The sequence below is a fragment of the Flectobacillus roseus genome (assembly GCF_030056595.1).
GTDB classification, from domain to species: domain Bacteria; phylum Bacteroidota; class Bacteroidia; order Cytophagales; family Spirosomataceae; genus Flectobacillus; species Flectobacillus roseus.
Window position 1 is genome coordinate 257,172 of the sequence record NZ_JASHIF010000007.1, and the last position, 22,856, is coordinate 280,027.

Here is a 22,856-nt window from a genome sequence, read left to right on the forward strand (position 1 = left end):
GATGGCATAAACCCGATGGCTCAATACTACATTATTATTCATTTTATTTCTATGAAAAGCAAAGGTCTACTTTTTGGCATTGCTATTGGCGACTCCCTTGGTGTCCCTGTCGAATTTATGAGTCGTAAGCATCTTAAAGCTCATCCAGTAGTGGATATGCGTGCTTATGGGACCCATCACCAACCCGCAGGTACTTGGTCAGACGATACCTCTTTATCTTTTTGTTTAGCAGAACAACTAGTTGAAGGTTTTGACTTAGATGGTCTAGCCAAAAAGTTTTGTGACTGGTACGATAATGGCTATTGGACCGCACATGGGGCATTTTTTGATGTAGGTATTGCCACGCGTAATGCTATCGACCGTTTGCTTAAAGGAGTCTCACCTCTCAACTCTGGTGAATGTGATGAGTATTCGAATGGAAATGGCTCATTGATGCGTACACTACCTATTGTTTATTACACCCAAAATAAATCTATTGAAGAGCGCTGTAGCATCATCAAAATGGTGTCGGGTATTACGCACGGGCACACACGCACTTTGATAGGCTGTTTTTTTGCTACGGAGTATTTGCTCAACTTAATGAAAGGCAAAGAGAAACATGAAGCATATAGCCTTACGCAAAATACAGTAAGAGATTACTTGTTGTCGGTACAAGTAAAACCCGCTGAATTAGAATTGTATAGCAGACTTCTCTTTGACGATATTTCTAAAACTGACGAAAGCGAAATCTTTTCTTCTGGTTATATCTTGCATACTTTGGAGGCTTCGCTTTGGGCATTTTTGACAACTGATGATTTCAAATCGGCGGTATTAAAAGGTGTAAATTTGGGGGATGATACCGATACTATCGGAAGTGTAACAGGTGGAATAGCAGGCTTTTATTATGGCTTTGAGCAAATTCCGAGTGATTGGATAGAACAACTCGCACAAAAAGATAAGATTGAAGATTTAGCTACTAGATTCTCGGTAAAATTTGATCGATAAATACAACATTTTAACATAGTAAGTAATCGTGTAGAATAAGATTTGAGTTATTTGTTTAGGCACAAGGCAAAGAGTGTTAAGATGTTTTTTAATAAACACAGCCATGCTTTTTCCAAAGCCCACCGCCGAAAGCCGTTACCTGACAGCTCAATGCCCAATCATGCAATCTTACTTAATAAGCAAATATTGACAGGCTTGTTACCTCAAAAGTCGATGCATTTTTGAATTCTTTTGTTGGATGTTTGCTTAACAAAAGTGTTCATGATAATTTCGACCTAATATTTTTATTTTTTATCTCAAACGGGCTGATTCCAATGACCCTACAAGAACAATTAACCCAAGATGCTATTGGGTTGTTAAAACAATTGATTGCTACGCAGTCATTTAGTCGTGAAGAGGACAAAACAGGTGATATTCTTGAAGAGTTTTTCAGAGAAAGAAATATCCCTTTTAGAAGAAAAATCAATAACCTGTGGGCACGAAATCAGCATTTTAATCCCGAACTTCCTACCGTATTACTCAATTCCCATCATGATACTGTAAAGCCTAATCCTAAGTGGACGCTTGACCCTTTTGAGCCAGTAGTTCAGGAAGGGAAATTGTTTGGTTTGGGTAGCAATGATGCAGGTGGTTGTTTGGTAAGTCTTTTGGCAACCTTTTGTTACTTTTATCATCGTAATGACCTAAAATATAATGTATTGTTTGTAGCGTCGGCCGAAGAAGAGATTTCTGGAATAAATGGTTTGGAATTGTTACTCAAGGACAATGACTTGCCAGAAATAGATTTTGCTATCGTTGGCGAACCTACACAAATGCATTTGGCAATTGCCGAAAAAGGTTTGATGGTTGTAGATTGTATTGCACACGGAAAAGCTGGACATGCAGCTCGTGAAGAAGGTGACAATGCTATTTATAAAGCAATCAAAGATATTGAGTGGATTAAAAACTATCGGTTTCCGAAAGTTTCTCCAGTACTTGGTCCTATCAAAATGTCGGTAACGGTCATCAATGCAGGTAAGCAACATAATGTAGTGCCAGATAGCTGTACTTTTACCATTGACTGTCGTGTAACGGAACAATATACTTTAGAGGAAATATTAGAAACCATTCGTCAAAATATTGAATCAGAGGCTAACCCTCGCTCTATTCGATTGAAGCCTTCCTCTATTGCAAAAGAACATCCAATCGTTCAAGCAGGATTGGCATTAGGTCGTGAAACCTACGGTTCGCCAACTACTTCAGACCAAGCAGTTTTGTCTTGTCAATCTCTAAAACTAGGACCAGGACATTCGGAGCGTTCACACACAGCAGACGAATTTATTTACCTTTCTGAAATAGAAGAAGGAATTGATTTGTACATCAAAATGTTGAAACAAACTATTATATAATTAGTGAATGAATGAATTGTGAATGAATGCTGTACGAAGGATTTTCAATAATTGCGGATTTGGGATTTCTGATTTCGGAAATAAAGTAAAATACCTCTATTTTTTACAAAACATAAAAGATTATAATTCCGAAATCCAACATCCGATATCCGAAATAGACAGTTTTAGAATCCTTCGTACAGTTCTGATTGTGAATTGTGAATTAGCCTAATTGGTTATTGTTTAGCCCAATGGATGCCAAAATTGTATTAATATCAAAATTAAACCCATAAGGCTTCCTAATAATTGTGAGTAGAATTTTTCAATTTAAAATTCACAATTCACTCATTCACCATTCACTAACTAACTCATCCCCATTCCAACACTTAAAACTCAAGATTAAAAATGAGTAAGCTTTGGCAAAAAGATAATACTTCTGTTAACGAGAAAATAGAAAAATTTACCGTAGGTCGTGACCCAGAGTTTGACCTATTATTAGCTGAATTCGATGTATTGGGCTCTTTGGCACATACACGTATGCTCGAAAGCATTGGCTTGCTCGAAGCTGATGAGTTGGCTCAGGTACAATCTGAATTGAAAAATATTTATCAAGGTATCCAAAACGGTGAATTTGTCATCGAAGAGGGTATCGAGGATGTTCACTCGCAAGTAGAATTGATGCTTACTCGTCAATTGGGTGAAGCTGGGAAGAAAATCCACTCTGGTCGTTCTCGCAATGACCAAGTTTTGGTCGATTTGAAGCTTTTCACAAGAGCACGTTTGCAAGAGTTAGCAGAATCAACTTTTCGTTTATTCGACTTGTTGACAGAACTTAGTGAGCGCTTCAAAAGTGTTTTGTTGCCAGGCTATACACACTTGCAAATTGCCATGCCATCGTCATTTGGTTTGTGGTTTGGCGCATATGCCGAAGGTTTGGTTGACGACATGGAAATGTTGCAAACTGCCTATCAATTAGCCAATAAAAATCCACTTGGTTCGGGCGCAGGATATGGTTCTTCGTTTCCATTAAACCGTACCATGACAACGCAATTGTTGGGCTTTAATCATTTACATTACAATGTGGTATATGCTCAAATGTCGAGAGGAAAAACTGAGCTTTTTGCAGTAACAGCTATCGCTCAAATTGCCTCTACGTTATCTCGTTTGGCAATGGATATTTGTTTGTACAATTCTCAGAATTTTGGTTTTATCAAACTACCAGATGAAATGACAACAGGTAGTTCAATTATGCCTCATAAGAAAAACCCTGATGTGGCAGAATTGCTTCGTGGAAAAACCAATAGACTGAAAGGATTACCAAATGATATTATGCTCGTAATGAGCAACTTGCCTTCTGGATACCACCGTGAGATGCAGATTTTGAAAGAAGTATTAATGCCTGCTTTTGACGAAATTTTGAGTTGCTTGGATATGACACATTTTATGTTGTCAGGTATTCAGGTAAAAGAAGGTATCTTGGACGATTCAAAGTATGATTTATTATTTTCGGTAGAAAGAGTCAACGAATTGGTACTGCAAGGTGTGCCTTTTAGAGAAGCTTACAAAATTATCGGAAACGAAATCAACTCAGGGGAATACAGCCCAAATCGCAATTTACAACACTCACACGAAGGAAGTATAGGCAACCTTTGTACAGCAGAAATCACTGCGATGATGGAAGAGGTAAAACAAAAATTTGGCTTTGAAAAAGTAGAAAAAGCAATAGCAGATTTACTCGCTTAAATCATTTAGTGATTTAGCGATTTGTGATTGAGTGATTATTTTAAAGAAGTTAATAGTTAACCGTATATCAGTTATTGGTATATACTACCAAAGTGAGTCAGAGATATATTATTAATTTAATACCTTCTTTTATCTATTAAAATAATCACTCAACCACAAATCACTAAATAAGTCTTCTTTGTTTTATCAAAAAGAAAACTACACCTGCAATATACAGCAACCAAGCTACTAGGGCTACTTTTGTACCCATACTCACATAAGGTGCCTCATACTGAAGCGATATTTGGTGATTTCCTGCTGATAATGGAATACCTATAAAACCAAAGCTCACTTTCTCGATTTTCTGCTCTTTCCCATCTACCAAAGCTTTCCAGCCAATGTCAAACGGAATACTCCAATACAACAACTGTGGCGTTTGTAACTTGATATTTCCTTCGATATGATTATCCGAAAATTGAGTCATGGCAAAAGGATTAGCTTTTCTGGCAACAATCGCATCATTATATTCTACCCCATTCAGCGTACTCGTTGTATCTGCTTGTTGGTAAAGCGACAAGCCTAATTCCTTACCTTTTTCTTGACTCAAAACACAAGCATGTAATAATACTTTTTGTCTGGCAAATGGCGAAAGTTGTTCAAATGTCTTTTCGTCGGCATATTGGTTATAGGTAAAAGCCAAAGGCAAAGCATTATTATTTTTCAATACCTTCACCTCTCCTACTGTGTCAACTGGTGTAAAGCCTTGCGGACGCAAATCCATTGTTGGATTTTTAATCAGGACATATTTCACTGCATTTACACTTTCCAGCAAGGTGTTTCCTCCTAATCCATTTACCCATCTTGTGCTAAATTCATCACCCTTTTTCACTAAACCCATGCCTAACAAAAAGCGTACATAATTAACTTGGTTGAACGAAGAATAACACGAAGTCCCATAGTAATCTTGTAGCTTGGCATCATTCAGCCCCGCAAAAATCGCAGGACTTGAGGCGTAATCTTTATCTATTCGGTAAAAAGAGGTATCTGATTTTTTGAGACGAGCTACAGCTTCATTGGTAGCATCTTCAAACAACGAGCTTTTATCTTTATACTCGGAGACCGAAGCAGCATTACGGCGATTAAGTGCTGGATTATCCAAAAACAGTATTTCTGCAATGACCAATACTAAAGCCCCAATTTGAGCCATATTTTTTAGAGAAGGACGACTCAATAAATACAAAATACCAGCTTGTAATACCACAAAAAAGCTCACCAAAGTACGTAAACGACTATTTATATTTTCTTTTGGTATTTCATACGGAGCATACAACACAAAGAGTAATACCACCAAAGTTGCCACTAACACCACAAGATTAATTTCTGATTTTTGTACAATTTGGGAAATACTACGATACGCCAAAAACAATAGGAATATTACAATAAAAAAGCCTGCTGTACGATAGTAATCACCCGAAAACAACCAGAAGGCATATCGAAAATAGGGAAAAGTCAGTATCAGAAAACAAGCGAAGGTGATAGCACCATAAATAATTGTCTGTCGGCGATTGGCTAAGGCAAATGCCTGCGGTGCAGCCACTAGCGTCAAAATGCCACAGTATAAAACAGGTGCTTCCATGTAGTTTTGCCATCCTCGATAATCCGAGCCTGTACCCAAAAGGTCATTTGAGAAAAAGCGTAGAAATGCAGAGGCCGTCTGTACGCCATCTGACATATCGAATGGCGAAGCCGCCGAAAGGGTATCAAAATAAGATACGCCACCAGCCACACGTGGACTTTCGATAATTTGATAAATATTACTCGGTAAAATAAAACCAGCCAAAGCTAAGCCCAAAATACCAAATCCTACCAAACCGAGCAGTTGTATCAGTAATTGAGATACAGGTTTTGAAGCATCTTCAAAATGGCGAACCAGGGTATATATCAAAATCAAAACACCGTACAAATACAAATAAAAAGGTTGATGAATGGCAATCAGGGCGATACTCAAAGGGAAAAAGTACCATTTGCTTTTCCCAATCCATTGTTCCAGCGCAAAAAGTAAGAACGCTGCTTGATATACTTCGGTTGGATATTTGTTTAAATCCCATGTACTACAAACAATCAAATAGCCACAAAAAGCATAGCTCAACGCACCTATTGTTGAAGCAAACTTATGTAAATGAAGACTTTGTAAAAAAGCATAAAAGAAAGTAGCAGCTAAAAAGATCTCTATCACTACTACCAACACCAAACTACCTGCCATGTTCTCTTTTCCAAATAAAAACAAAACACCAGTAGCAATTGGGTCTAGCCAAAATGGATTGATATTTTGTCCCATCCCAGCCTTAAACGACCATGCAGGCATACCTTCAGACTTGATATAATCGGCATAATGCATCAAGTTGGTATAAATAATATTGATAGAGTCGGCGCCAAGGTCGAGAAACAAAAAGTATTTTTTGTGAAAAAGATAGTCCTTGAAAAGAATAACCGAAATCAGAAGCACGCAGCCCCAAAGTAAACCAAACCCTTGCCAAACAGATATTTTGTCAAAAATTGAAATGACTTCGGACCTAATTCTAGGCGCATCTTTGGGCTCGGTTACAGATTGAATTTTAGTTTTAGAAGTTTTAGATTTTGCCATCAGCGGATTGAAAATAAATGAGTTGAAATTGTAATATTGGTCAATGCATAGTGTACTAATAAACTAGAAATACTTGCGCCAAATTTATGCCAAAGTAGGAATAATTGACCCTTTTTTCAGTATTTTGCGTTGTGGAGTTAGCTTGAGGTGAAATAAGAAAGAGAATTAGAATTTACAAGCTAGGAAATTAAATAGTCTCAAAAATCGTTTCTCTCATAAGGCTTAAAAAAGGTGTATTAATCAGCCATGTAACCAAAGTGCCCAAATCTATTAAAGAAATTACCCATACAAAATGAATCAATCACCTCAAAATCCCAATAAATTTCAATCTTGGCTCAAAAAATTGGGTCTAGCAGGTTTTCTTTTTTTCCTAATCAAAGGGCTTCTTTGGTTGATTATTCCCTACCTGATAGCAAAAGGATTTTTTAAATAAGGTGTGTTATTTGCAATAGGCTTTAGGCCTTAAGCTATATGCTAAAGAATGTGCTTTCGACTTTCAGCAATGGGCTTTCGGCAAAAACATATCTGTAGTTAGTCAAAAAATGTTAAAAATCTTTGCCTTGTACCTTCGGCTTGCAGGTACTAAAATATACATAAGATTCATCCCGAATGTCGAGATTAGGATAAGTCTCCCATTTTTATCAAAAAAGCGGTCGGAAAACAATTTCCGACCGCTTTTTTGATACTATTCTGCTAAATATGGCTTTGCTAAAGACGCAAAACATTGCGTCTCTACAATTAAACTAATCACTCAATTAGCAATAGCTCAAAGTCCACAGCACTCGTCTGTATTTTTACTTTTTCTCGTAAACCTCAACAGGCAAGATATTTCCATCAGCATCAAAACGCATTGGAGAAATACAAGTTTCTCTGTTATATCCATTACCATTCGGAATAATAAAACGGTGATAAACAATGTACCATTCGTCCTTGCCTGGCACTTGTACTACTGAGTGATGACCAGCGCCTTTTACCTCATCATGCCCTTTTAGAATTGGATTATTTTGAGCTTTCACAAACGGTCCCATTGGCGAATCCGAAACACCATAAGCTACCGAATAACGTGGGTCACGGGTGTCGTATTCTGACCACATCAAGTAGTATTTTCCTTTTCGTTTAATCAAAAAAGAACCTTCGTTATAACCTTCAGGCTTGTAAGAAACGATTGATGCTTCATTAATCGAAATCATATCTGGGTTCAACTTTGCAATATAACATCTTCCTTGTCCGAAATAAATATAGGCTTGTCCATCGTCATCTACAAAGACCATTGGGTCAATAATCTGCGCTTGATATTGTCCTTTTGTAATCAAAGGTTTGCCCAATGCATCCTTAAAAGGCCCTGTTGGCTTGTCGGCTACTGCTACACCAATGTTGGTATCTGCCGAAAAATAGAAGTAATATTTATTGTTTTTAAAAGCAATCGCTGGTGCCCAAGCACGCTCCTTTGCCCAAGTAAGATCCTTTTTGAAATCAAGAATTGTTCCTTCTTTTTTCCATTTCTTCATATCTTTTGAAGACCATACCGTAAAATAGTCAGATGACCAGCCTTCAAATCCATCGGTAGTTGGGTAGATATAATATTTGCCATTAAAAACAGCTACGTGCGGATCGGCAAAAGCGCCAGGCAGTGCAGGTGAAGGAGCTTTTTGTTGAGCAAATATTGGACTCATGCCACAACAAGTCAATAAAGTAAATAGGATTTTTTTCATGAAGATTAAAAATAGAATTGATAGTTTCTGAAAATTGGTGAATAAACACCCAAGAACAAGAGCTTTTTTAAATTCAGATATACTCAGATGATTCATTGATTTTTCAACTCTTCTAAAAACAAAGTAGCCGTCAAACAAAGTTCGACGGCTAAATTCACAGGCGCAAGGCCTGATAATCAAACACTATAATCAATTCCTTTTTCCAAATTCGGATGTGCCAATGTTTAATTTTTCTCTGAAAAATCTTCTATTTTAACATCCTGTAATAACTTATAAAGCTTGGCGCTAGCGCCAAGCTTTTTCTAATTAGAATTTCCAACGTACGAAAGCTTCCATTGCTTCATATTCTGCTAGACCTAACTTGTTGTACAAGTCTGCTGTACTTGCGTTACGGTCTTCAGCTCTTTGCCAGAATTCGCGTGAGTCTGTTCCTTGGAATGGTACCCCATCTTTTTGTGATTGGTGTTTGAAGATACCATAACGTTTCTTCAATACTTGGTCTGGTGACATTGGAACAGCCATTTCAATTTGGTCGATGTCCCACTCTTGCCAAGCTCCTTTGTACAACCATACCCAACAGCTATTCATGTATTCGCGGTGTTTCAAACGAGTTACAGCATCCATGATAGCATCCAAACATACTTTGTGAGTACCATGTGGGTCAGCTAAGTCACCTGCTGCATAGATTTGATGAGGTTTTACTTCTTCAATCAAATCCATTACAATTTGAACGTCAGCTTCGCCAATTGGGTTTTTCTGAACTTTACCTGTTTCGTAAAATGGCATATCCAAGAAATGTACATTTTCTTTTGGAATACCCACGTAGCGACAAGTATTTTTAGCTTCTCCTCTACGAATCAAACCTTTGATATAACGTACCTCAGAAGTATCTACTTCCGAATCTTTCTTATTCTTCAAGAATTTTACCGCTTCACGATAGATGCGGTTTGCTTTTGGATTGTTTGCTTCAAATTTCTCGTTGAAGTCAACCACAAATTCAGCAAAACGAAGCGCTTCGTCGTCCGCAACAGCAATGTTACCTGATGTTTGGTAGGCTACGTGTACGTCGTGACCTTGGTCATGCAAACGTTGGAAGGTACCACCCATTGAAATAATATCATCGTCTGGGTGAGGAGAGAAAATAATTACACGTTTCTTGGCTGGATAAGCGCGCTCAGGACGGTTAGAGTCATCAGCGTTTGGCTTACCACCTGGCCAACCTGTAATAGTATGTTGTAAATAGTTGAATACTTCGATGTTAATATCATAAGCCTGACCATACAGTGCTAACAAATCAGATAAACCATTTTCGTTATAATCTGAGTTTGTCAACTTCAATACTGGTTTACCTACCTGTAAAGCAAGGTGAGTAACAGCCTTTTTCACCATCGGACGATCCCATGTTACTGCATCGACCATCCATGGCGTACGAATACGAGTCAATTGAGAGGCAGCCGAATTATCTAATACGAAAGCTGCATTGGTATGATGTTGCAAATAAGATGCTGGTACATCAGCAGATACCGAACCTTCTACCGCACGCGCTACGTTTTCGGCTTTGTGTTCACCCCAAGCCAACAAAATTACGCGCTTCGCTTCCATAATCTTGTTGATACCCATGGTAATAGCTTTTTTAGAAACTTTAGCCAAACCACCAAAATCACCAGCAGCATCGATACGGGTAGTAAGATCAAGGGTCATCAAACGAGTTTTTGAGTTCACCAATGAACCAGGCTCGTTGAAACCAATGTGACCATTACGACCAATACCCAACAACTGAAAGTCCAATCCACCATAGCGTTCAATTTGCTCTTCGTAATCATGGCAAAAATCAGCAACCTTTTCTAAAGGCAATGTACCATCTGGTAAATGCCAGTTACCCGAAGGAATATCTACGTGATCGAACAACTGTTCGCGCATGAAGCGTACGTAACTTTGTACCGCATCTGGCTCCATCGGATAGTATTCGTCAAGGTTGTATGTAACTACATTTTGAAAACTCAAGCCCTCCTCTTTGTGCATACGGATTAGCTCTTTATACACTTTTTTAGGAGACGACCCTGTGGCCAATCCTAAAACAGCAGGCTTGCCTTCACCAGCTTTTTGACGGATGATAGAAGCAATTTCTAGCGCGACTGAGCGAGAAGCTTCGTCTGAGTTTGCGTAAATTTTTGTAGGGATACGTTCGTAGCTGATGGCCTGTTCCATAGTTGTTTATGATGCACGACTTAATGCCGTGATTGGTTTTCGTACTTAAATATTTTTATATGAAAATTGGGAATAGTTCTTCTTAATCTTTTTTGCTTACTACAATTAGCTCCAGTCCTAATACACCAAGTACCTTATCGAGGGTCTTAAGCGATGGGTTGGCTTTGCCAAGTTCAATTGAATGAATGGTCTTGATAGCAACATCGCTCTTATCGCTCAGCACTTCTTGACTATAGGAAAGTTCGTTACGTCTCTCCCTAATTATATGGCCTAATTGTTCGAAGTTCATATTACTTGATAATATATTACTTATTTCATGACAAATATAGAAACAAAATATTAAATAAAAAATTTTAATAAGTATTATATTGCCGAATTGATAAAATTTTTTAAATATTTTTTACAAATCCCTCAAATATCTCTATTAAAGCCACTTTAGCACTTTTTTTATCAGTAATATTTTTCTTGTGATTTTTCAAAAATACAGTTTTAAAGTACTTTACTGTTAAGAGTAGAATTTTCAAAAACAGAAATCGGCAATATTTTACCTACAAAATCATTTCAATATTATGTTTTTGGAAAATATACATATTAATACAGTTTCTATAGGGGCATAGCGTTTTAAGCTTGTCAAAAATAGAGACGGGTCAAAAATTATTATTTGAAAAAAAATTATAAAACAGAAAACAAAATTACTTTTTGGTAGTTATTCTATTAAAATCAATACATTTTAGTATAATTTTGAACCATAAATCACACTTTTATTGAGTTGAGCATAAAAACTTTCCACCGTTTTTTATGTTACTTTCTTTTTACAATCAATCACTTAAACACTTATCCATGAATGCATTTTTAAGAAACATTTGGGTAGTCCTCTTATTATTTCCTCTTTGCCTACAGGCACAAAATCAAAAATTAACCGTTAGCGGTTATATCAAGGACACTAAAAACGGAGAAGGTCTTATCGGCGCATCTGTTTTTGTAAAAGAACTTATGACGGGTACTACCACCAATACGTATGGTTTTTACTCACTCACAGTGCCAAAAGGAAACTATACTTTAGTGGTAAGCTCAGTCGGTTATCGTAAGAGTATCCGTGAAATTAAACTCACTGAACAAAGCGTAAGCCTTAATCTTGAACTACAAGAGGATGGACAAGAACTAGAAGAAGTTGTTGTAAAAGCAAAAAGAGAAGACGATAATGTAAAATCGATGGAAATGTCGGTTAACAAAGTCGAAATGAAAACCATTAAGAAAATTCCTGCTCTTTTGGGTGAAGTAGACTTAGTGCGTGCGATTCAATTTTTGCCAGGCGTTACAACAGTCGGCGAAGGGGCTTCGGGCTTCAATGTGCGTGGGGGCGGTGTCGACCAAAACCTTATCCTCCTCGACGATGCACCTGTTTATAATTCATCTCACTTATTTGGTTTCTTCTCAGTATTTAATCCCGACGCAGTAAAAGACGTAAAACTCATCAAAGGGGGCGTTCCTGCACAATATGGTGGTCGTGCATCATCTATTCTGGATGTAAAAATGAAAGAAGGTAATGCTAAAAAATTAGAAATCAACGGTGGTATTGGTGTAATTTTTAGCCGTTTGTCTATTGAAGCTCCCATTGTGAAAGATAAAGCTTCTTTTATTGTGGCGGCTCGTCGTTCTTATATCGACATTTTAGCAAAACCTTTCCTCACAGGAAACAATGCTGGTTCGAGTTTTAACTTTTATGACTTAACGGCTAAGGTTAACTACAATATCGATAACAAAAACACGGTATTCCTTTCAGGCTATTTTGGTCGTGATGTTTTTGGACAAGATTTTGGTTTTAACTGGGGTAACAGTACGCTTTCTGGTCGTTGGAACCATGTATTTAGCGATAAGTTATTCTTGAATACTACGGCATTTTATAGTAACTACGACTATGCGCTGGATTCTGACCTAAAGAATAAACGTCCGAATAATGCTTTTAAATGGTCTTCGAATATTACCAATTTAAGTATTAAGCCAGATTTTACGTATTATATATCTCCTAATAACACCCTTACTTTCGGAGGACAGGTATTAACTTACAGTTTCAAACCTGGCTCTGCTACAGCAACCTCAGAGGGAGAAGCTCGTTCGTTTGGTCAAGAACGTAAAAATGGTATTGAGTCTTCTATTTATGTGGGTGATGAATGGAAAATTTCACCAAAATTCTCGGTACAATATGGCTTGCGCTTTTCAAGATATGACTATTCGAGCCAAGAAGACTTTTATTATCAGAGAAAATATGTAGGTGTAAGTGCAGATTTCCCTTCAGGATATGATTTGACATATATTCCAAATACAAAGGGTAAAACGATTCAAACCTACCAAAATCTAGAGCCACGTTTCTCTATGAACTACAACACGGGTGACAACAGCTCAATCAAAGCTAGTTACAACCGTTTGGCACAATATGTTCACTTAATGTCTAACACGGCGGCCTCTACTCCTTTGGACGTATGGACATCGAGTACGAATAACATTAAACCACAAGTAGCCGATCAAGTAGCATTGGGCTATTTCCAAAACTTTGGCGATAATATGTACGAAGCATCAGCGGAGGTTTTTTACAAAGAAATGCAGAATCAAATTGACTATGCAGACCGCGCCAATTTGTTTTTAAACCCATATTTCGAAAAGGATTTATTGTTTGGAAAAGGTCGCGCATATGGTCTTGAGTTGTTTGTAAAGAAAAATCGTGGTAAGTTGACAGGTTGGGTTAGCTATACGCTACAACGTTCGGAGAAGAAAATAGATGCGCTTAACAATGGAAATTGGTACTTCAGTCGTTATGACCGTACTCATACGTTGAATATGTTGGCTCAGTACGAAATCAACAAAAAATGGTCATTCGGAGCAAACTTCGCCTATATCACAGGTGTACCATACACCTTACCTGAGCAACAGTTTGTGGTTGAGGGACAAGTTTATCCATATATTCCAGCAGGTACACGTGGTAATTTCAGAGTTCCAGCATACCACCGTTTAGACGTTTCGGCTACCAAGAAAAACAAGAAAGCGCTATTTGGAAAAGGCGAGTCTGAGTGGGTATTCTCGGTTTATAATCTCTATAATCGTCGTAATCCATTCTCGATTTATACTCGTCCAAACGAAAATAACCCTGCGCAAACGGAAGCAGTTCAATTGTCGATTATCGGTTCTTTCGTTCCTGCTGTAACATATAACTTTAAGTTTTAATCATGATACTTTAATCCAAATTGGAAAAGGTAAAAATGATGTTTAAAGAATTTAACTTGTACTTAAATCATGAAAAAATATATTTTAAATACTTTGATTGCACTTGGTACTTTAAGCCTAACAAGCTGTGAAGATGTCATTGATTTACAAGGTATTACCAATGCTCCGTCGATGTTAGTGGTCGACGGAAATGTAACCGATGTATCTACTAGTCAAGTCATTACGCTTACGCAATCACAAGATTATTTCACCAATGCTACTGTCAAACCTGTTTTGGGAGCGTCGGTTACCGTGACTGATAGTGATGGAAAAATTTTCACGTTCAACGATCTCAAAGGAGATGGCAAGTATGTTTGGACTCCAACTACTGCAGTACCCAAAATTGGTCAGGTTGGAAAAACTTACACGCTCAAAATCACAGCAAATGGAGAAACCTATCAGGCAGTTTCAGAGCTAAAAAGAGTTCCTAAAATTGATTCAATTGCCTATCAATTTGACGAAGCTCGATTAAACCAAAGAGACGACGACAAAGGATATCCCAAGGAAGGATATGACGCACAATTTTATGCACGTGATTTTACAGGTATTGGCGACTGTTACAGAATTATAGCTTATAAAAATGGAAAGATGCTCGAAATGAGCAATACTGTAGCTATTGCTTATGATGCTGCAATCCAGAAAAGTAGTGGTGCCGCAGATGGATTAATCTTTAGCTTACCTGTACGCTCGACGATTTCTCCACAACTCTACTTAGCAGGCGACACGATTAAAGTTGAGCTACGTTCAATTACTGAAGGACATTTTGACTTTTGGACACAAGCTAGACTTGAAGTAAATAACGGTGGCTTATTTGCTAGACCTTCAGCCAATATTCCCACCAATGTCAACAATGTCAATGCGGCTTCTTCCAAAAAGGCGATTGGCTGGTTTGGAACATCAGCGGTAAGTTTTTCTCAAACCATTGTAGATCCGAAAAAAGCTCAAAAAGGGTTGAGATAGACGTTAAGTGAACGGTAACAAAGGCAAAGAGGCACAAAGTGTTTAAAATAAATCACTTTGTGCCTCTTTGCCTTTGTTACTTTGAACCTGTACCTAAGAAAACTTCTGCTCAGACTCGATACCGTATTTATACTTTTTGCCTTTCAGCTTTTCGTTTTGAATGGCTTTGATGAGCGAATTTACGACAGTCTTTTTTACGGCTACAAATGCCATAAAATCTTTGAGTTCAATTACGCCAATATCATCTTTTTGTAGATTACCTTTTTTAGCCAAAAAACCTAATACATCCCCTTTGCTTAATTTATCTTTTTTACCACCATTGATATACAAGGTTGTAAATTCAGAAAACGCGGGAGGAGTAGTATTTTCAGGGAAAATAAATTCTTCTATTTCTTGGTTCAAATACTCTGGTTGGTGCTCATTTCTGTGCAAAAGTAAGTAAGCAAACCCTTCTGCATTCATACGAGCGGTACGTCCGTTGCGATGCACAAAATCTTCATTTTTGAGTGGCAAATGATAATGGATTACATGCTTCACAAATGGAATATCCAAACCACGTGCTGCCAAATCAGAAGCTACTAAAAACTTCACACTTCCATTTCTGAAACGAATCAACGCTTTTTCTCTATCAAGCTGGTCCATTCCTCCATGAAAAAAGGCATTTTCAATCCCCATTTGCCAAAGCAAATCGGAAGTTCGCATGGTTGTTTCACGATGATTACAGAAAATAATACTTGGCTCAGAACCCAAATGACAAATCAATTCGAATAGGCGATCTATTTTGTCTTTTGACTCTGAAATAACTTTGTATAATTTCAAATCTGGTTTTTCGTCCTCATCTCTCGTAAAATTCAGCACCCAAGGTTGCGTAATTTTCGTAAATTCAGGAATCTTAATTTTAGAAGTAGCCGATACCAAAACTCTTGTTTTGAGTTTACGCAAATGACCATAGATAAACTCCATTTGGTCATGAAAACCTAAACTCAATGATTTGTCAAACTCATCCAAAACTAGCGTCTGAATACCCGACAAATCAAATGTTTTACGAGTGATATGGTCAGCAATACGCCCAGGCGTACCAATCAACACGGCAGGAGGCTCGCTCAAGTTCTGAATTTCGACTGCCATGTTGTGACCACCATAACAGATATTCACTTTGAAACCTGTGCTCATTTTGCGCCAAACCTGCTCGATTTGTAAAGCTAGCTCACGCGAAGGCGCCAAGATCAAACATTGTACTCGTTTTTCCTCTGGTTTTAATTTGGTAAAAATGGGTAATAAAAAGGCAAGCGTTTTACCCGAACCCGTAGGCGCAAGTAACAGGGTATCAGGTCGATTCTGAATACTACGGAAAGAATCCTCTTGGATTTGATTGAGCTGTTCAATTTCTAAATTGTTTAACAGCGATTGAATTTTATCATCTAATTGCATAATACAAAAGTACAAGCAAATGAGGAGAAGTGACTTGATAGACCTGAAAATATATTGGAAGGAAACTGTAGCATCAGGCAATTTTCAGGTTGGAGAATGAAAAAGATTTGAAAAATTGTCACAGTACATGACTCATTTTCAAATTTTCAAATCTTCAAATATTAACCTTACATCTCTCCTAACTGATTTTTATCGATAAACTCTTTAAAAGCTCGGCGATAGGTATCACTAATAGGCAAATAGGTCTGTCCTATCAATACTTTTTCTTTATGAATAGCATCAATGGCATCCAACGACACGATATAGGAATTATGGATTCGAATAAATTTCTGTTCGGGCAGTTGTTCCTCCAAAGTTTTCAAACGCTGTAAGGTTACCACCTTTTGGGTTTTGGTAAAAATAGTCACATAATCCTTCAAGCCCTCCACATAAAGGATTTCGTTGAGTCTGATTTTGACCAATTTTGTACCATCTTTCACAAAAATATAAGCTGGGCTATGATCCATGACAGGTACTTTTTCATGAATAATTCGCTCAACTGTAGTAGGAATCGAAACATTAGAGTTTTCGTTACCTCCTAATCGCTGGCTCGCTTTTTCGACAGATTTCAAAAAACGTTCAAAAGTGATAGGCTTAAGTAAGTAATCCATGACATCAAGCTCATATCCTTCTAAGGCATATTCAGAATAGGCCGTAGTAAGAATTACCAATGGCTTTTTTTGTAAAATTTTGAGCAGAGTAATACCTGTAATTTCGGGCATTTGCACATCCAAAAACAATACATCTACGGAGTTTTCTCTCAAAAACTCAATCGCATCCAAGGGATTTGAGCAAGCTTTCAATAGGTTTAAATAGGGGATTTTTTTAACGTATTCTGTCAAAAGATTGCGTGCTAATGGCTCATCTTCAACAATCATGCAGGTGATATTCATGCCAAATTGAGGGTTAAATGTACACGATAATGAGTTGGGGTATCCTCAATGATTAGTTCATGTTGATTCGGATAGCTTAATTCCAAACGGCGTCTCACATTTTGTAATCCTATCCCTGACTTTTCTTCATTATTAGTATTTTTCGGAATTTTGGGATTTTCTACAGTATAAGTACAAGTCTGATTTGTGAGCTCTACTACTGCGTACACAAATGAATCAGACACATTATTACTCACGCCATGTTTGAAAGCATTTTCCAAAAAAGTAATCAAAATAAGTGGCACAATCATTACACCAGTAGTTTCACCTTTAACCTCTAGCCGAATGGGTATCTCATTATTCAACCGTAGCTCTTCCAAACTGATGTAATTCTGCATGTACTCTATTTCTTTCGACAAGGGCACCTTTGTGTGGTTCGAATCATAAATCATGTAGCGCATCATTTGCGATAACTTAGCAATTACCTCGGTAGTATTCGGAGAATTTGTAAATGCTAAATAGTATAAATTATTAAGCGTATTGAATAAGAAATGAGGATTGATTTGGGCCTTCAAAAATCGTAACTCTGCCATCAAGCCTTCATTCTCGATTTCCTTCTTTTTAGCCTCTAACTCAAACCAATCTTCCACAAATTTTAATAAGCTTACAAATGCACATATAAACAACGTCGAAAGCGTTGAACTTACCCAAAATCGGTCGGTATACAAAAACCAAGCCTCATGACGATACCCATCTACAATCCAACGTTTACCATGTACCAATATCTCGACAGAAAGCAAAAGTGGAAGTATGATACTCGCAAAGTAGGAACTCCACTTCTTATTCGCTAGAAACTTTGGCAATAAGACAAAGTAATTGAAATAGGCCATAGCGGCTATACAAATAGCTTGGAAACCAGCATCAACAAATGCTTTGAGCAAATCTGGTTCTTGCCCATGTTTGGGATAGGTGTACTGATAATAAAAGAAGGAAAAATACACGCACCAGAAGGCTATGTGTATATATAGTATTCGTTGTTTTTTCGGAGGATTCATTATAATGAAGTATAGTTTTGGTACCTAATCAATCGACTTGAGCCACTAAGGCTGGGAAAAGAATCATTTTTAAAACTTCACCTTTACGCTCGTATTATCTTTATTTTCAAATCTCGACAGAAAGTTAAAAGATTCGGCATATAATCCCTTTAAACAAGCCCTTTTATTCTACCATTTGACTTTTGTGACAGATAATCCCCCCTATTTTCTCCATCATTCGGCAAAATCGAGTAATCTCCCGAGTTGTCGAGTCGATTGTCGGAAAGGTATAATACAAAAAATTAGTCCAATTTTTTGTATTTGTTTTGTTCCATCAAACAACACAAAGGCACTTAAGATTTATAATCTCTCAAAATATGAAATCATTATTCACTTTCCTAGCGTTTGTCATAACCATCCAGTTGGCACAAGCGCAATTTCCAGGAGCAGGCGCTGAAGGACAAGGTCGCCAGCGTACTGCAAACGAAAATAACGCTGTAGCAAATCCTGCACCGAAAGGCAATGCCAAAATCACAGGATATGTGATTGACTCGGCTGCGACACAAGCTGTAGAATTTGCCAACATTGCGCTTTTCAACAAAGCTACCAACAAAATTATAGATGGGGCAGTTGCCGATGACAAAGGTAAGTTTACCATGAAAGGCTTGGCACCTGGCGATTACAAAATTCAAATTTCATTTGTTGGTTTCATCAATAAAACCATTGATGATATCAAACTCAAAAAAGGTGATGACCTAGATTTGGGCGTTATCAAATTGAATCCTCAAATGAAAATGCTTCAGGAAGTAACCGTAACAGGTCAAAAAGCACTTATCGAAGAAAAAGTCGACCGCTTGGTTTTCAATGCTGAAAAAGATTTGACCTCGAAAGGTGGCGATGCGTCGGATGTATTGAAAAAGGTACCTATGCTTACCGTGGATTTGGACGGTAACGTATCGTTGAGAGGTAGCTCGAATATCAGAGTTTTGATTAATAACAAACCTTCAACAATTATGGCAAGTAGTGTGGCTGATGCCTTGAAGCAAATCCCTGCCGATATGATTAAAACCGTTGAAGTAATTACATCACCATCTGCCAAATATGATGCTGAAGGTTCGGGAGGTATTATCAATATCATTACTAAGAAAACAACATTAGAAGGTCTTACACTCAATGTGGATTCTGGTGTAGGTAACCGTTCGTCCAACTTAGGCTTGAATGGCAACTACCGTAAAGGAAAGCTAGGCGTTAGCTTGAGTGGTTTTGGACGTGCATTTTATAACCCTGCTTCAGGTACTTTGACACAATCTACTTTACAAGGAGGCTCTACGATTACGACAAAACAAAACACTGATGCGCAAGACAATGGTTTGTTTGGACAATATACTTTAGGTTTTGATTACGATTTAGCCAAAAATCAGTCTCTATCGGCAAGTGCTCGTTTTGGGGTTAGAAACTTCAAACGTGATCAAACACAAGCAACCTCAATTTTCGCAGATGAAGCTCTAAAAAGTACTTCGTTGAGAGGCATCAATTCTCAGGACTTATCCAACTCGGTTGACTTAAACATTGACTATCTGCATACCTTCAAGCCACAGCAAGAATGGTCTATTTCGACGCAGTATAGCCAGAACAATTTGACCAACAATTTTACATCTGATTTACTAGGAACTGGCAACAATATTCTTTCACGTCAGAAAAACATCAACTTGAATACCAATAAAGAGTTTACAGTACAGACAGACTATACTACTCCATTGACTAAGAATCAATTACTAGAATTCGGCGTTAAAGGAATTTTTAGACAAGTAAATAGTAATTATGAGTATTTAGCTGCAACTGGCAACTCTTCTATATATTATAACGACGCAACTCGTCCAGCAGGTTTGTTGAATTATCAGCAAAATGTAGCAGCAGGTTATCTGTCTTATACCTATACGACAAATAACAAATATACCTTCAAAGTAGGTAGCCGTTACGAATACACTAGTATTACTGCAAACGATGCAAAGAGTACCATTTCGATACCAGATTATAGCAACTTAGTACCAAGTATCAATGTTTCAAAAACCTTTGCTGGGACTACTTTAAAAGCTGCTTACAATCGTCGTATTCAGCGCCCAGGGTTACAGCAATTGAACCCTAACTTTAATGCAGCTAACCCGCAAGATATTAGAATTGGTAACCCCAACCTAAGTCCTGAATTGACTGATAACTTTGAATTAGGCGCAAGTACCAATATTAATAAGACGTATATCAATGCCTCAGTATTTGCTCGTCAAACCAATAATTCGATTTCGCAAATCAGAGTATTATCAGATACTTTGTCTGGAGCTTTGATTACGACGTATCAAAATATCGGTAAGCAACAAAATTATGGTGCCAATGTATTCGCCAATATATTTATCACACCAAAATGGAGTTTGAATGGCGGAGTTGACTTATTGCATACCTACCTTGAAGGGCAGGCACAGAGCTTAAGTGGAACTTCATACACAACAAGCAATTCAGGATTTGTAGTGAGTGGACGTATCATGACCTCGTTGTCTTTGACAAACGGATGGGGAATACAAGGATTTGGATTTTTCCGTGGACCACAGATTCAATTACAAGGTTCACAAAGTGGATTTAGAATGTACTCGCTGGGTATCAAAAAAGATTTGCCAAACCAGAAAGGAAGTATTGGGATAGCAGCCGAAAATTTCATGACGAATGGCTTTGTTATGGCGACGAATTTGAATTCAGAAACTTTTAAGCAGACCAGTGAAAATAAAATATATAACTCGAGCGTTAAATTAACATTCAGTTATAAAATTGGCAAAATGAGCTTCTCTAGCCCTAAAAAAACCAAATCGGTTAGTAATGATGACGTAAAAGGCGATGGAGGTGGCGATAACAGTGGTGGCGGACAAGCTGCTCCTGCAAGTGGTGGAAATAGTGGAAATCGCCCAAGATAATTTTGAGTATAATTCGGTAATATTATTCTTTATTAGTAAATTTGCAACCGATTTAATTCCAACATTGTTCTCTGGAAAAGAATCAATTAAAGGCAAAAGCATTTTGGACTATTTTCAGATTCTTTCACCTTTGAGCAAATGAACTTCGATTGTATTATTGAAGCCATAGCTTCAAGCAACGATATAACCCCAGGAAAGACAAACTACGAGTTTTCTGATCCTCTTATCTAGGGCACACAATCTATATAATTGTGTTTTTTGGATAATAATCTAGAAAGGCTCGTCCTATTCGAGACGAGCCTTTTCTTTATCATATCATTTTCATCGACCAAACGATTGACGTACTTTTAGTTAATAGCGAAGCTGTTTAAACTTTCGTAAAATTGCTTGCGTCAGCAATGAATTTATACTGTTTGAGCGAAGCGAGGTGGTACGCCACTCCGATTATAAATTCTTGATTTTTTTGCGGCCGCCGCTGCGGTTACTTTTTGTATCAAGGCGGGAACGCCTAGTTAAAAAGTAAGACGAAGAATTAATCTAAAAAATATGTTTAAAAAAAGTTTAAACAACTTCAACAATTAATTACAAGACTTCAAATTATATAAAGAATTTCCTCTAAATCCCATTAATTCTGTTTCACTCTCAAGATTCATTTATAGAATTATTAATCACAATTTTTAGCAGATTTTTAGCTTCATTTCATTTAGAATTTGTATCTCTTAAAATTTTCAAGGGTAGTAAAGCGTTCGTTAATCACCATACGCTATAATCTATTAAGCCTATTTGTCAAGTATGAGAAAAATACCGTCGTATATACCTTTATTTTAGGCTTATAGCTAAATTTTAGAAACCCTTAAATATATTTTTTTAAGTTGAGGACAATTGAGTCAGTTCATTGATATTGGCTAATAAGCAAGCTTTTTAGTACTAATTATTTTCTTTTTATACTTTATCTATTTTTAACCCCAAAAACTTTCATTACCATGAAAAAAATCACTATTCTCTCTCTCCTTTTGGTAGCATCGTTAAGCACATTTGCACAAAAATGGTCTGTAGACAAAGCGCACTCTAAAATCGGATTTAGCGTTGTTCACATGATGCTTTCTGATGTGGATGGCTCATTCAAGAAATTTGATGCTTCTATTACTTCTTCAAAAGAAGATTTCTCAGATGCAGTATTTGAATTTACTATCGATGTAAACACCATCAATACAGATAACGATACAAGAGATGGTCACCTAAAAGGTGATGGTTTCTTCGATACAGCAAATTACCCTAGTATTACTTTCAAAAGTAACTCAGTACAAAAAGGAAGTGGTAAAGCTTTGAAAGTAACAGGTGATTTGACAATGCACGGCGTAACAAAACCAGTAACTTTTGATGTTACATTGAATGGTATCGGCGAAAACCGTCAGAAGAAAAAATTAGCTGGTTTCAAAGTAGTAGGTAATATCAAACGTTCTGACTTTGGTGTTGGTGGCAAAACTCCTTCAGCAGTAGTTAGCGACGAAATCGAATTGAAAGCAAACGGCGAATTTGTTCAAAACTAATTGAGGATATGTTTAAATATTGTACTTGGCATTTGTAAAAGAAACAGAATTTCCATTTGACACTCCTTACTTTTCTTGTCTTGACACAAGAAAAGTAACAAAAGAAAGTCAAGAAATC

The 22,856-nt window shown here is 37.3% G+C and carries 14 protein-coding genes; 7 read left to right on the forward strand and 7 right to left on the reverse strand.

What is annotated here, in order from left to right:
• Positions 1-15 precede the first annotated feature (15 nt).
• The 3 genes from QM524_RS08160 to argH all read left to right on the forward strand — a co-directional run bounded on the left by QM524_RS08160 (position 16) and on the right by argH (position 4,094).
• Positions 16-984, forward strand: a complete 969-nt coding sequence (locus QM524_RS08160; RefSeq protein WP_283344177.1) for an ADP-ribosylglycohydrolase family protein — start codon at positions 16-18, stop codon at positions 982-984.
• A gap of 314 nt (positions 985-1,298) precedes the next feature.
• On the forward strand, positions 1,299-2,372 hold the full coding sequence (locus QM524_RS08165; RefSeq protein ID WP_283344178.1) for a M20 family metallo-hydrolase: 1,074 nt from the start codon (positions 1,299-1,301) through the stop codon (positions 2,370-2,372).
• A 384-nt stretch (positions 2,373-2,756) separates the two neighbouring features.
• The gene (gene argH / locus QM524_RS08170; protein ID WP_095160254.1) at positions 2,757-4,094 is read left to right on the forward strand and encodes an argininosuccinate lyase; all 1,338 of its coding nucleotides are present in this window, start codon (positions 2,757-2,759) and stop codon (positions 4,092-4,094) included.
• Between the two features lie 163 nt (positions 4,095-4,257).
• Here argH and QM524_RS08175 read toward each other — a convergent pair whose 3' ends face one another.
• The 4 genes from QM524_RS08175 to QM524_RS08190 form a co-directional block, all read right to left on the reverse strand.
• Positions 4,258-6,717: a YfhO family protein gene (locus QM524_RS08175; protein WP_283344179.1), complete on the reverse strand. Its 2,460-nt coding sequence runs from the start codon at positions 6,715-6,717 to the stop codon at positions 4,258-4,260.
• Positions 6,718-7,511: 794 nt separating this feature from the next.
• Positions 7,512-8,429 carry a family 43 glycosylhydrolase gene (locus QM524_RS08180; RefSeq protein ID WP_283344180.1) on the reverse strand — a complete coding sequence of 306 codons (918 nt, stop codon included), beginning with the start codon at positions 8,427-8,429 and terminating at the stop codon, positions 7,512-7,514.
• Positions 8,430-8,735: 306 nt separating this feature from the next.
• Positions 8,736-10,637, reverse strand: a complete 1,902-nt coding sequence (gene nagB / locus QM524_RS08185; RefSeq protein ID WP_166579063.1) for a glucosamine-6-phosphate deaminase — start codon at positions 10,635-10,637, stop codon at positions 8,736-8,738.
• Positions 10,638-10,719: 82 nt separating this feature from the next.
• A complete protein-coding gene (locus tag QM524_RS08190) occupies positions 10,720-10,926 on the reverse strand; it encodes a helix-turn-helix transcriptional regulator (RefSeq protein ID WP_095160250.1) in 207 nt (68 codons plus the stop codon).
• Positions 10,927-11,477: 551 nt separating this feature from the next.
• Between QM524_RS08190 and QM524_RS08195 the strand changes: the two genes are divergently transcribed.
• Together QM524_RS08195 and QM524_RS08200 are read left to right on the forward strand one after the other, a co-directional pair.
• Positions 11,478-13,856, forward strand: coding sequence for a TonB-dependent receptor (locus QM524_RS08195; protein WP_283344181.1), 2,379 nt, complete (start codon positions 11,478-11,480; stop codon positions 13,854-13,856).
• 69 nt (positions 13,857-13,925) lie between these two features.
• Entirely contained in the window at positions 13,926-14,855 is a 930-nt protein-coding gene (locus QM524_RS08200; RefSeq protein WP_283344182.1) for a DUF4249 domain-containing protein, read from the forward strand.
• A 93-nt stretch (positions 14,856-14,948) separates the two neighbouring features.
• Here QM524_RS08200 and QM524_RS08205 read toward each other — a convergent pair whose 3' ends face one another.
• From QM524_RS08205 to QM524_RS08215, 3 genes are all read right to left on the reverse strand, one after another.
• Complete coding sequence (locus tag QM524_RS08205; protein WP_283344183.1) at positions 14,949-16,286, reverse strand: DEAD/DEAH box helicase; 1,338 nt, start codon at positions 16,284-16,286, stop codon at positions 14,949-14,951.
• Between the two features lie 167 nt (positions 16,287-16,453).
• Positions 16,454-17,218, reverse strand: a complete 765-nt coding sequence (locus QM524_RS08210; protein WP_283344184.1) for a LytR/AlgR family response regulator transcription factor — start codon at positions 17,216-17,218, stop codon at positions 16,454-16,456.
• Positions 17,215-18,252 carry a sensor histidine kinase gene (locus QM524_RS08215; RefSeq protein WP_095160245.1) on the reverse strand — a complete coding sequence of 346 codons (1,038 nt, stop codon included), beginning with the start codon at positions 18,250-18,252 and terminating at the stop codon, positions 17,215-17,217. Before QM524_RS08215 ends, QM524_RS08210 begins: the two co-directional genes overlap by 4 nt.
• A 356-nt stretch (positions 18,253-18,608) precedes the next feature.
• Between QM524_RS08215 and QM524_RS08220 the strand changes: the two genes are divergently transcribed.
• Both QM524_RS08220 and QM524_RS08225 read left to right on the forward strand, forming a co-directional pair.
• Positions 18,609-21,188, forward strand: a complete 2,580-nt coding sequence (locus tag QM524_RS08220) for a TonB-dependent receptor domain-containing protein (RefSeq protein WP_283344185.1) — start codon at positions 18,609-18,611, stop codon at positions 21,186-21,188.
• Positions 21,189-22,171: 983 nt separating this feature from the next.
• A complete protein-coding gene (locus QM524_RS08225; protein ID WP_283344186.1) occupies positions 22,172-22,738 on the forward strand; it encodes a YceI family protein in 567 nt (188 codons plus the stop codon).
• Positions 22,739-22,856 lie beyond the last annotated feature (118 nt).